This is a genomic window from Qipengyuania sp. ASV99, assembly GCF_047872805.1.
Taxonomy (GTDB): domain Bacteria; phylum Pseudomonadota; class Alphaproteobacteria; order Sphingomonadales; family Sphingomonadaceae; genus Erythrobacter.
Window position 1 is genome coordinate 222,241 of the sequence record NZ_JBLQUK010000003.1, and the last position, 11,464, is coordinate 233,704.

Annotated in this window: 11 protein-coding genes; 10 read left to right on the forward strand and 1 reads right to left on the reverse strand. The window is 60.0% G+C overall.

Annotated features, from left to right (window positions below; genetic code table 11):
- Positions 1-53: 53 nt before the first annotated feature.
- The 3 genes from ACM64M_RS06475 (at position 54) to ACM64M_RS06485 (ending at position 3,304) form a co-directional block, all read left to right on the forward strand.
- Entirely contained in the window at positions 54-473 is a 420-nt protein-coding gene (locus ACM64M_RS06475; protein ID WP_416227851.1) for a hypothetical protein, read from the forward strand.
- 206 nt (positions 474-679) lie between these two features.
- On the forward strand, positions 680-2,161 hold the full coding sequence (locus ACM64M_RS06480) for a DEAD/DEAH box helicase (RefSeq protein WP_416227852.1): 1,482 nt from the start codon (positions 680-682) through the stop codon (positions 2,159-2,161).
- A gap of 114 nt (positions 2,162-2,275) precedes the next feature.
- Positions 2,276-3,304 carry a hypothetical protein gene (locus ACM64M_RS06485; protein ID WP_416227853.1) on the forward strand — a complete coding sequence of 343 codons (1,029 nt, stop codon included), beginning with the start codon at positions 2,276-2,278 and terminating at the stop codon, positions 3,302-3,304.
- A gap of 75 nt (positions 3,305-3,379) precedes the next feature.
- Here ACM64M_RS06485 and ACM64M_RS06490 read toward each other — a convergent pair whose 3' ends face one another.
- The gene (locus tag ACM64M_RS06490) at positions 3,380-3,976 is read right to left on the reverse strand and encodes a cytochrome P460 family protein (RefSeq protein WP_416227854.1); all 597 of its coding nucleotides are present in this window, start codon (positions 3,974-3,976) and stop codon (positions 3,380-3,382) included.
- A 243-nt stretch (positions 3,977-4,219) separates the two neighbouring features.
- Here ACM64M_RS06490 and gorA point away from each other — a divergent pair, with 243 nt between their 5' ends.
- The 7 genes from gorA to scpA form a co-directional block, all read left to right on the forward strand.
- On the forward strand, positions 4,220-5,575 hold the full coding sequence (gene gorA, locus ACM64M_RS06495; protein WP_416227855.1) for a glutathione-disulfide reductase: 1,356 nt from the start codon (positions 4,220-4,222) through the stop codon (positions 5,573-5,575).
- Positions 5,576-5,584: 9 nt separating this feature from the next.
- Complete coding sequence (locus ACM64M_RS06500; RefSeq protein WP_416227856.1) at positions 5,585-6,307, forward strand: SDR family oxidoreductase; 723 nt, start codon at positions 5,585-5,587, stop codon at positions 6,305-6,307.
- A gap of 88 nt (positions 6,308-6,395) precedes the next feature.
- Positions 6,396-7,928 (forward strand): acyl-CoA carboxylase subunit beta, encoded by a 1,533-nt coding sequence (locus tag ACM64M_RS06505; protein ID WP_416227857.1) that lies wholly within the window; start codon positions 6,396-6,398, stop codon positions 7,926-7,928.
- 398 nt (positions 7,929-8,326) lie between these two features.
- A complete protein-coding gene (locus tag ACM64M_RS06510) occupies positions 8,327-8,629 on the forward strand; it encodes a GIY-YIG nuclease family protein (RefSeq protein ID WP_416227858.1) in 303 nt (100 codons plus the stop codon).
- A 383-nt stretch (positions 8,630-9,012) separates the two neighbouring features.
- The gene (locus ACM64M_RS06515) at positions 9,013-9,237 is read left to right on the forward strand and encodes a hypothetical protein (protein ID WP_416227859.1); all 225 of its coding nucleotides are present in this window, start codon (positions 9,013-9,015) and stop codon (positions 9,235-9,237) included.
- Between the two features lie 15 nt (positions 9,238-9,252).
- A complete protein-coding gene (gene mce / locus ACM64M_RS06520; protein ID WP_416227860.1) occupies positions 9,253-9,705 on the forward strand; it encodes a methylmalonyl-CoA epimerase in 453 nt (150 codons plus the stop codon).
- Positions 9,706-9,795: 90 nt separating this feature from the next.
- Positions 9,796-11,464: methylmalonyl-CoA mutase (scpA, locus tag ACM64M_RS06525; protein WP_416227861.1), on the forward strand; the 1,669-nt coding region annotated here is incomplete at its 3' end.

An 11,464-nucleotide genomic window follows, 5' to 3' on the forward strand; every position in this document is an offset into this window, starting at 1 on the left:
TTGCTCAAGATTTGGCTAATCTTCCAAAGCATCAAATGCAAAGGGTCGCACCTATGGGCAAGGTTTCGCTTCGTTTCGCAATTCTGGCGGGTGGTATCGCTGCAGGCTGTGCGTGCGTCGCACCATTGGCGGCCCATTCGGACGCAGACCAACCTGTCGAATCAATATCGCCGACGGCAGCTCAGCCTGTCGAGCTGGTTGAATTCGATTACGAAGAATTTTTCGTCCGCGCGATGCGATTGGGCATGTTGACCCAGACGCTCGGTTACACCGTGACGGTCGCGGCTGATGGCGAAGTGACCGAATGTGCCTTGGCGCGCAGTTTCCGCAGGCCCTACACGACCAAAGAATTGTGCAAGGCGATTGCCCGCTATGCCCAGTTTCAGCCGGCGCGTGATGCCCAAGGCAACGCTGTCGATGGCAGCTATACGGGCGAAGTGGAAATCTATTCATATTTTGCCCCAAGCCAATAATCCTTTGACATTTGCAGGCTTTGCGTCCATCTGGCGCTCACCCGAGGCGTAACAGCCAGCGTGAAGTGGCGGCGTTCGCAAGAATGCGCCCCGGCTACTCCTCGAACCAGTTCCCCTACTTCCCTTTTCACGCGGGCGGTTTCTACCCCTGCGTCGCACGTGCAATTTCGCTCGTGCGCTACGCATATTTTGCGAGTTTTACACTTATGAATTTTTCCGAACTCGGGCTGTCGCAGCCCGTACTCCAGGCGCTTGACCTTAAAGGTTACACCGTTCCAACCCCGATTCAGGAACAGGCGATCCCGCCGGTGCTGGCTGGCCGCGACCTTTTGGGCATTGCCCAGACCGGCACCGGCAAGACGGCGGCATTCATGCTGCCCAGCATCGATCGGTTGCGCGCCTCTGACAACAACATCCCGTTCAAATCCTGCCGTATGCTGGTGCTGGCCCCGACCCGCGAATTGGCGGTGCAGATTGCCGACAGCGCCAAGGATTACGGCGCGCTGGCGGGCCTGAAAGTTCAGGTCATCGTCGGCGGTACATCGGTCAACAAGGACCGCAACAAACTGCACCGCGGCACCGACATTCTGATCGCGACGCCCGGACGTCTCCTCGACATGATCGACCAGAAAGCGCTCAACCTGAATTCGGTCGAAGTGCTGGTGCTGGACGAGGCCGACCAGATGCTCGACCTTGGTTTCATTCATGCGCTGCGCACCATCAACAAGCTGGTGCCGAAAGAACGCCAGACGCTGTTTTTCAGCGCCACCATGCCCAAATCGATCAAGGAATTGGTGAGCGGTTATTGCACCAATCCGGTGCAGGTTTCCGTTACCCCCGAAAGCACGACGGCAGAGCGGATCGACCAATACCTCTTCATGGTGCAGCAGGATGAAAAGCAGGCGCTGCTCGAAATGATCCTGTCGGGCCGCCATGATGTTCCGGGCGATCTGGAACGGGTGCTGATCTTTACCCGGACCAAACACGGTGCAGACCGCGTGGTGAAGAAATTGAGCCAGTGCGGCATTCCTGCCAATGCCATCCACGGCAACAAATCGCAGCCGCAGCGTCAGCGCGCGCTCGATGAATTCCGCCGGGGCAAGACCAGCGTGCTGATCGCCACCGACGTTGCTGCGCGCGGGATCGACATTCCCGGCGTCAGCCACGTCATCAATTACGAACTGCCCAACGTGGCTGAACAATATGTCCACCGCATCGGGCGCACCGCGCGCGCGGGCAAGGACGGGGTGGCGATTGCCTTCTGCGCTGAGGATGAACGCGCCTATCTCAAGGATATTCGCAAGCTCACCGGAGCGGAGCTGGACCGGCTATCCCTGCCGGAGAATTTCCGCGCTGTGGTCGAAGGGGTCGGCCCAACCAAACCCGAAGCTCGCGGGCAGAACCGCGTGTCAAAACACCGCATTCAGCCAAAGCCGATGGGCAGCAGCAAACCGCGCGGCAATAGCGGCGGCGCCGATGGGTCAGGCGAAGGCGCTTCGCGGTCCAAGAATCCGGGTGCCAAACATTCGGCGCGCAATGGTCGTCCGGGAGGCCGTCCGGGCGGCGGCGCTGGCGGCGGACGTCCCGGTGGCGGCGGTCGGCGCGGCGGCGGCGGCAGTGGCGGCGGTGGCGGCGGTAGGGGCCGCGGTCAGGGCGGAGGCTCCGGCCCCCGCTCTGCCAATGGCTGAATGCCGCATGCAGAGCGCACATCTTTTTACAAATGCGCACTGCCTGCCTAAGTGAAAATTAAGCATAGGCCTCCTAATTGGTGATCCACGCCAGCCAGGGGGCCTATTGCTCACATGATCCGAACCGATACCACGCTGATTATCGGTGCCGGTGCCAACCGTGAAATCGAAATGCCCGACGGGCCAGACCTGCTGTCAAAGATTGCCGGAGGGTTTGAATTTGAACGCCTCGATTCTGAGGTAAAGTCGCGCGATCTGGTCAATTTCTCGATCCTGTTCCAGCGCGTCGGCGATCAGCTTGACCTGACCTATGACGAACTGGTGGCGGGCGCGATGGCGATCCGCGATGCGACATTGGTCAGCACTTCGATCGACGCCATTCTCGAACAATATGGCCATGACCGCGCGGTGCTTGCGGCGGGAAAGCTGGCGATTGTTTATTACACGCTGCAGGCGGAATCGAAATCCACGATGGCGATAGAGCCGCGCGGTGCGGGCGAACTGCCTTTGCGCGGAACCGACAACTGGCTGTTCCAACTGGGGCAATTGATCGTCAAAGGCGTGCCGCGTGCCAAGGCGGAGGAATGCTTCGAAAAGCTGTCCATCGTCTGTTTCAACTATGACCGCGCGATCGAACATTATCTGCCGTGGGTAGTGCAGCGCGCTTTCGGCATGACCTATGATGAAGCCTGCGAGCTGGTCGCGGGCCGATTGCGGATCGTCCATCCCTATGGCGTCGCCGGGCGGCTGTCGTGGCAGGGCGATGAGGAACACGGCGCGAATTGGGGCGACACCGACCTCGACAATATCGTTGCCCTGTCCAAACGCATCTACACCGCCAGCCAGCGATCGGCATCGCGCCAGTTTCAATCCTATCTGCGCGCTGAAATGTCGCGCGGGCGGCGGCTCGGCTTTCTCGGCTTTGGGTTTGATCCGATGAATGTCGCCATGTTGTTTGACGAGTTGGAGCATGAAAACCCCGACATGCTCATCAGCCTGGTTGATATCAGTGCGACCCAGCAAAAGGCGATCCTGCGGTTGATCTACCGACTCACCGGGATCGAGGACGAGGACCGCATCACGCTGGAAAACATGAAAGCCTTTGAACTGCTGCGCGATTACGGGCGGTTCCTCGAAAGCTGATCGGGATTCAGACCGCAGCCGACCCACGCCACATGCTTGATCTGCGGCGTGGTCCAATTGCGTGATCGTGAAACCTTAATCGTTGTCCCAACTCACTTTCTTGGGAACCTCGCCGCGAATAACGGGGTAGGCTGCGCTGTAGATCCAGTCGCTGTCTTTTGCTGGCTCGTGGCAGGTCTGGCAGTTTTCGGCGAATGACGTGGCCACCTGTTTTGTCTGATCGCCAGCTTCGAACAGGCCCCAGCCCCACCCTTCTTGCCAAAGCGGATTGCCCTGGTGCGTGCCAGCGGCATCTTTTACCATTACAAACCAGACCTTTGTATCGGTCGGCCAATGTGCATTGCCCGTCGTTAGCTGTGATGGCTTTGCACCTCTTACTTCCTTTATCAACACGGTACCGTCTGCGAACACGCCGTTTTCATTATAGCTTTCGATCCCCCCGGGTGAAACGTAAACGGTGTGCATCTCGTCCACTGGGGTTTCGGGGCCGGCGGAAGCAGTGGCCCAACTTCCCAGTGTTGGCCAACGATCGAAGTCTTGCGGCAAAAAGATTTCGCCTGCCGCATTGTTCGCTATGATCGCATCTGTTGAATTGGTCTTGGCTTCATCTGTGCAGCCGACCAGCGAAAAAGCCCCGATGCCGACCATCAGCAGGTACTTTGAATAATGCATTCTAAATGTCTCCAGTACCGCCCGATTGCTTATGCGCGGTGACTGGTTTTTTTCGATGTTAGAGGGCAATTGGTTACATCTGTCCTGCGAAACTCACGAATCCATCAATTCCTGTGTCTGCCGCGCCGCCAGTCGACAAAACCTGAACTTTCAGGAAGGCAAACAAAGAAGGCCCGCCGGGCCGTAACCCGCTTGCCCGTGTCAACGGATCTGACCATAGGCCCCTAATCAAGAGGAGCAATCATGGCTGACAGCGAATACGATTACGACCTTTTCACCATTGGCATCGGATCAGGCGGCACCCGTGCCAGCCGCATTGCCGCCGGGCACGGCGCGCGCGTCGCTGCGGCCGAGGAGTACCGCGTCGGCGGAACCTGCGTCATTCGCGGCTGCGTTCCCAAGAAGATGCTGGTTTACGGCGCGCATTTTGCCGAGGATCTGGTCGATGCGGAAAATTTTGGCTGGACGATTGAGGGCAAAAGCTTCGATTGGGTCAAGCTGCGCGATCATGTGCAGAAAGACATCACCCGGCTCGAAGGGCTCTATGGCGAGACGCTCGACAATCACGGGGTGACAATTTTCCGCGAACGTGCAGAGATTACCGGCCCGCATGAAATCACGCTGGCCAGCGGCAAGATTGTTACCGCGAAATATATCCTGATCGCCACCGGTGCCCATCCGCATATGCCCGAATTCGAAGGCAATGAGCATGCGATCACCTCGAATGAGGCGTTTCATCTTGATGCTGTGCCTCGGCGCATGTTGATCGCGGGCGGCGGCTATATCGCCAATGAATTTGCCGGCATCTTCAACGAATTCGGCAGCAAGGTGACCATCGTCAATCGGTCCGATGTGCTGCTGCGCAGCTATGACGCGGCGCTGCGCGACCGGTTGCTGCAAATCTCGCTGACCAAGGGGATCGAGTTCTGCTTTCACGCGGCATTTGAATGGGTCCGCAAACAGGATGACGGCACGCTGCTGGTCAAACTGACCGGCCATGATGAACGCGAAGTCGATGTTGTGATGATCGCCACCGGACGGGTGCCCAATGTCGAAGGGCTGGGACTGGAAAAAGTCGGGGTCGAACTGGGCAAGCGCGGCGAGATCAAGGTCGATGAATTTTCGCGCACCAATGTGGATTACATCTATGCCGTCGGCGATGTGACGGACCGGGTCCAGCTAACCCCCGTAGCAATCCGCGAAGGTCAGGCCTTTGCCGACAGCGTGTTTGGGCCAGGCGAACCCTATGCGGTCGACCATTCCTGCATCCCCAGCGCCGTTTTCAGCCACCCACCGATTGCCTCTGTGGGGTTGACCGAGGGCGAGGCGCGCAACCGTCTGGGCAGCGTCAAGGTGTTCCAGTCCGATTTCCGCCCGATGAAGAATGTCGTCGCCGGACGCCACGAACGCGGGCTTTACAAGATGATCGTCGATGCGGCGAACGACCGGATTGTCGGCATCCACATGATCGCTCCCGAAGCGCCCGAGATCATGCAGGCCGCAGCGATTGCGGTGAAGGCCGGGCTGACCAAAGCCGATTTTGACGCGACAGTGGCTATTCATCCGACAATGGCCGAAGAACTGGTGTTGATGAAATAGGAGGTGCGCGTGATTCTGACCGGCAAGACGGTGCTGCTGACCGGCGGAACCAATGGGATCGGGCGCGAACTCGTGTTTCAGCTAAGGACAAAGGGCGCGACTGTCATCACCACCGGGCGCAATCCCGAACGGGTGGCGGCGATGCGCGCTGATGGTTTCGAGGTGATCGAGGCGGACCTGTCCAATGCGGCGGGTGTGGACGCATTGTTGGCGGCGGTGGCGGGACGGCCCATTGACGTCCTGCTCAACAATGCCGGACAATTGGTCGATCATGATTTCCGCAAAGGATTGCCAGATGCCGATGCGGCGGATGGGGCGATCTACGCCAATCTCAACGCGCCGATCCGTTTGACGACTGGCCTGATCGAAGTGCTGCGCGCCCGGCCCGAATCGGTGATTGTCAATGTCACCTCGGGCCTCGCGATTTCGCCCGCCGCGCGTCAGCCGGTCTATTGCGCCACCAAGTCGGGGCTGCGGTTCTACACTCTGGCCTTGCGCGAACAGTTAAAAGGCACCGGCATAAAGGTGATCGAGGCGCTGCCGCCGGTGGTCGATACGCAGATGAATGATGACAACTCGATGAAGAAAATGCCCGCCGCCGAATGTGCACGGCAGATCGTTGATGCCATCGAAAAAGACCGCGACGAAGCCAACATCGGCATGACCAAGGCGCTGCGGATTGCTGAAAGCATTTCGCCCGCTTTGGCGCGCAGTGTCACCCTGAGGTTCTGAACCTACCAGCGATTTTGACACGTTGACCTTGCGGCAAGGCTGCGGCAACGACCCCTGACAAAAGACCTACAAGTCAGGGACGGGACGAATGTCAGCCAATATCGCCGAAATGGAACGCCGCCGCGAAGCTGCCCGCATGGGCGGAGGGCAGAACCGCATCGACGCTCAGCACGCCAAGGGCAAGCTGACCGCGCGCGAACGGCTCGACGTGCTGCTTGACGCAGGCAGTTTTGAAGAGCTCGACACCTATGTCGAGCACGATTGCGTCGATTTCGGGATGGAAACGCAGAAGATTCCGGGCGATGGCGTCGTCACCGGCAGCGGCACGATCAACGGGCGGCTGGTCTATGTCTTCAGCCAGGATTTCACCGTCTTTGGTGGCTCGCTGTCGAAACGCCATGCGGAGAAAATCTGCAAGGTGATGGACACCGCGATGAAGGTCGGCGCGCCGGTGATCGGCCTCAATGACAGCGGCGGCGCGCGGATTCAGGAGGGCGTGGCCAGCCTTGGCGGCTATGCCGAAGTGTTCCAGCGCAACGTGCTGGCGAGCGGCGTGGTCCCGCAGATCAGCCTTATCATGGGGCCATGTGCGGGCGGGGCGGTCTATTCCCCGGCGATGACCGACTTCATCTTCATGGTGAAGGACAGCTCCTACATGTTCGTCACCGGGCCAGACGTGGTCAAGACCGTCACCAATGAAGTCGTGACGCAGGAAGAGCTTGGCGGGGCAATCACCCACACGACCAAGACCAGCGTTGCCGATCTGGCGTTTGAGAACGACATCGAAACACTGCTGGCGACCCGGCGCTTCTACGATTTCTTGCCGCTGTCGAACCGCGAGGATGTGCCCGTCATCCCGACCAGCGACCCGTGGGACCGTGAGGAGCCGAGCCTCGACACGATCATCCCTGACAACGCCAATCAGCCCTATGACATGCACGAAGTCATCGCCAAGGTGCTGGACGAGGGCGATTTCTTTGAAATTCAGCCCGCGCATGCAGGCAATATATTGTGCGGTTTCGGCCGGGTGGAGGGCCGCACCGTGGGCGTGGTGGCGAACCAGCCGATGGTGCTCGCGGGCGTGCTCGATATCAACTCGTCAAAGAAGGCCGCGCGCTTCGTGCGGTTCTGCGACGCCTTCGAGATCCCGATCATCACCTTTGTGGACGTCCCCGGCTTCCTCCCCGGCACCGCGCAGGAACTGGGCGGGATCATCAAGCACGGCGCAAAACTGCTGTTCGCCTATGCCGAGGCGACCGTGCCCAAAATCACAATCATCACCCGCAAGGCATACGGCGGAGCCTATGACGTGATGGCATCGAAGCACCTGCGCGGCGATTTGAACTACGCCTGGCCGACAGCGGAAATCGCGGTGATGGGCGCGAAAGGCGCGGTGGAGATCATCTTCCGTCAGGACCGCGGCGATGCGGAAAAGATCGCCGAGAAAACGAAAGAATACGAAGATCGCTTCGCCAACCCGTTTGTGGCGGCTTCGCGTGGGTACATCGACGAGGTGATCCACCCGCACTCGACGCGGCGGCGGATTGCGCTGGGGTTAAGGAAGCTGCGGACGAAGCAGTTGGAGAACCCTTGGAAGAAGCATGACAATATTCCGCTGTGAGGAGAAGACGGCGATCTGACGCGAGCTACATCGCATTCTTCTTGGTGCTACTCGCAATAGGGCTGTTAGCCATCTTCGATCCCTTCGAAACCGCATCACTTTCCGGGCGAACCCTTGGTGGTCTGGTATTGGGCCCCTTCTTGATCTGGTATGCCTTTCGTGGCTGGAAAAAGGGCGCATTTCCTGACCTTTCGCGTGCAAATCGCGACGACAGTTCGACTCAATTCTGGTTTTGCGTTGTGACCTTCAACCTTATCGGTTCTATCGTGTTCGCCCTTGGACTGATGGCTTTGTTTGGGGTCTAAGTTGAAGGAAACGCGTCATTGCGAGCGTAGCGAAGCAATCCAGAGCGGTTCGCGATGCGCTCTGGATTGCCGCGTCGCCTGCGGCTCCTCGCAATGACGGTTGAGAAGCGTCCGTGCGTCTACATCATGGCGAATAGGCGCAACGGGACGATCTACGTCGGGGTTACCTCGAACTTACCCCAGCGTGCATACCAGCATCGTGAAGGGCTAATCGAAGGTTTCACCAAGCAATACGGCTGCAAATTGCTCGTCTGGTTCGAGCGGCACGACACGATGGAATCCGCGATACTGCGCGAAAAGCAGATCAAGGCGGGCAACCGGAAAGCGAAGCTTGCGTTGATCGAGGCCGACAATCCGCAATGGAGCGATCTCTTCGAGGATATTGCGCAGGGCTAGTAATACCGTCATTGCGAGCCGCGTAGCGGCGCGGCAATCCAGAGTGGGACGCGGGACGCTCTGGATTGCTTCGCTACGCTCGCAATGACGAGAGGACAGAATGAAACTCTGCCGTCTCAACCACTTCGGCGCCTCCGCGCCATAACCACTTTCGTCACCCTGAACTTGTTTCAGGGTCCATCCCGCCCCAAGCACTGCCGGAGCGGGCTGCAGAATGGATGCTGAATCAAGTTCAGCATGACGGGCATTGAGAGAGGATTGGGCCAGTGAAGCTGGGAGGACTCAACCACATCGGGGTCGCCACGCCCTCCATCGCGGTTTGCGTTCCGTTCCCTTTTGCTACACCGCCTCTCTAACGTCGCAGTGACGCAGACAGGAAAGTCATGCAGCAGGTAATCCGGCAATTCCTTTCGAACGATGGCCTTGCTGCGCTGACGGGTGGCGGGGCGCTGTTGTGTGTCTGGATCAGCTGGCGCATCTGGCGCGATCCGAATTCGTGGCACATAGATGCGGAAAGCCAGCAGCTGGCCTTCCACGCTTGGCCGCAAATTGCGATGTCGGCGTCATTGGGGACACTGCTGGCGATGCTGACATTTCTCATCCTGTGATTTAGGGCACCTGACATGAAACTAGGACGTCTCAACCACATCGGGGTCGCCACGCCCTCCATCGCGGACTCGATCGCGTTCTACCGCGACGTCATGGGCGCGGCCAAGATCCACGCGCCCTTCGACCTTGAGGAGCAGGGCGTGAAGGTCTGCTTCGTCGATACCCCCGGAGCCGATGGCGCGATGAACGGCACGCAGATCGAGCTGATTGAGCCGCTGGGCGAAAACTCCACGCTGGCGGGCTTCCTTGCCAAGAACCCGCTCGGCGGGCAGCACCATGTCTGTTTCGAGGTGCCCGACATCGCCGAGGCTCGCTCCGAATTCGAAGAACTTGGCAAGCGCATCCTCGGCCCCACGCGCATCGGCGCGCACGGCACGCCTATCTTTTTCGTCCATCCCAAGGACATGCAGGGCATGCTTACCGAAATCATGGAAACGCCCAAGGACGACGGGCACTGGTCCAACTGAACCTTTCCGTCACCCCAGCGCAAGCTGGGGTCTTGGGCCGCCTGAGATGCCAGCTTTCGCTGGCATGACGATTATGCTTAGAGGCATCGCATGACCGACAAACCAACCCCCGCCGATTGGAAAGCTCTTGCAGATAAGGAGAGCAAGGGCCGCGATCTGACCCGCGCCATGCCTGAAGGCTTTGCAATACAGCCGCTTTACACCGCAGAGGACCACGAAGGCTTCGATCCCGGCCTCCCCGGCTTTGCGCCCTTCACGCGCGGGGTGAAGGCATCGATGTATGCGGGACGCCCGTGGACGATCCGGCAATATGCGGGCTTCTCCACCGCCGAGGAATCCAACGCATTCTACCGCCGCAATCTGGCGATGGGGCAAAAGGGGCTGTCGGTCGCCTTCGATCTGGCCACCCATCGCGGCTATGACAGCGATCATGCGCGCGTAACCGGCGATGTTGGCAAGGCCGGGGTGGCGATCGACACGGTTGCCGATATGCAGATCCTGTTCGACCAGATCCCGCTCGATCAGATGTCGGTCAGCATGACCATGAATGGCGCGGTGATCCCGGTGCTGGCGTTCTATATCGTCGCGGCGGAGCGTCAGGGGGTGAGCCAGGACAAGCTGGAAGGGACGATCCAGAACGACATTCTAAAGGAGTTCATGGTCCGCAACACCTATATCTATCCGCCCGAACCATCGATGCGGATTGTCTCGGACATCATCGCATACACCTCTGCCAACATGCCGAAATTCAACAGCATTTCGATCAGCGGTTACCACATGCACGAAGCCGGGGCGACGGCGGTGCAAGAGCTTGCCTTCACCATCGCCGACGGCAAGGAATATGCGAGCCGCGCGATGGCGACGGGGCTGGATATCGATGCCTTTGCCGGGCGTTTGAGCTTCTTCTTCGGGATCGGCATGAACTTCTTCATGGAGATCGCCAAGCTGCGCGCCGCGCGCACCTTGTGGTACAAAGTGATGGACGATCTGGGGGCGAAGGACGAACGCTCCAAGATGCTGCGAACCCATTGCCAGACCAGCGGCGTGAGCTTGCAGGAGCAGGACCCATACAACAACGTCATCCGCACCACGGTGGAAGCGATGGCGGCGGTGCTGGGCGGGACGCAGTCGCTCCACACCAACGCGCTCGATGAAGCGATCGCGCTCCCCACCGATTTCTCCGCCCGCATCGCCCGCAACACGCAATTGGTGCTGCAAGAGGAAAGCGGGATCACCGATGTGGTCGATCCGCTCGGCGGGTCGCATTACATCGAGGCGTTGACCGCGACGCTCGTCGAGGAGGCCGAAAAGCTGATGGTCGAGGTCGACGCGGCAGGCGGCATGACCGCCTATGTCGCCACCGGCGCGCCCAAGGCCGCGATTGAACGCGCGGCGGCGGAAAAGCAGACTGGGATCGACAAGGGCGAAACGGTGATCGTCGGGGTCAACAAATATCGCAAGGATAAAGAAGACCCGATCGACACGCTCGACATCGACAATCAGAAAGTGCGCACCGGCCAGATCGCGCGGCTCGCCAAGGTGCGCGAAGGGCGCGACGAGGCGGCGTGCCGGGCGGCTCTGGCGGCGCTGACGGCGGGTGCGAGCGTGAGTTCCAATGTGAGTCCCGGGGGGGGGGGGGGGGGGCCCCCGGGGGGGGGGGGGGGGGGGGGGGGCCCCCGCGCCGGGGGGGCGGGGGGGGGGGGGGCGCCCCCCCCCCCCCCCGCCCCCCCCCCCGGGCCCGCCGCGGGGGGGCCCCCGC

What these genes read in the sequence shown, in the direction of transcription:
- ACM64M_RS06475 (WP_416227851.1), top strand. Translation starts at nt 54, where the DNA reads ATGGGCAAGGTTTCGCTTCGTTTCGCAATTCTGGCGGGTGGTATCGCT.
- ACM64M_RS06480 (WP_416227852.1), top strand. Translation starts at nt 680, where the DNA reads ATGAATTTTTCCGAACTCGGGCTGTCGCAGCCCGTACTCCAGGCGCTT.
- ACM64M_RS06485 (WP_416227853.1), top strand. Translation starts at nt 2,276, where the DNA reads ATGATCCGAACCGATACCACGCTGATTATCGGTGCCGGTGCCAACCGT.
- ACM64M_RS06490 (WP_416227854.1), bottom strand. Translation starts at nt 3,976, where the DNA reads ATGCATTATTCAAAGTACCTGCTGATGGTCGGCATCGGGGCTTTTTCG.
- gorA (WP_416227855.1), top strand. Translation starts at nt 4,220, where the DNA reads ATGGCTGACAGCGAATACGATTACGACCTTTTCACCATTGGCATCGGA.
- ACM64M_RS06505 (WP_416227857.1), top strand. Translation starts at nt 6,396, where the DNA reads ATGTCAGCCAATATCGCCGAAATGGAACGCCGCCGCGAAGCTGCCCGC.
- ACM64M_RS06510 (WP_416227858.1), top strand. Translation starts at nt 8,327, where the DNA reads ATGACGGTTGAGAAGCGTCCGTGCGTCTACATCATGGCGAATAGGCGC.
- ACM64M_RS06515 (WP_416227859.1), top strand. Translation starts at nt 9,013, where the DNA reads ATGCAGCAGGTAATCCGGCAATTCCTTTCGAACGATGGCCTTGCTGCG.
- mce (WP_416227860.1), top strand. Translation starts at nt 9,253, where the DNA reads ATGAAACTAGGACGTCTCAACCACATCGGGGTCGCCACGCCCTCCATC.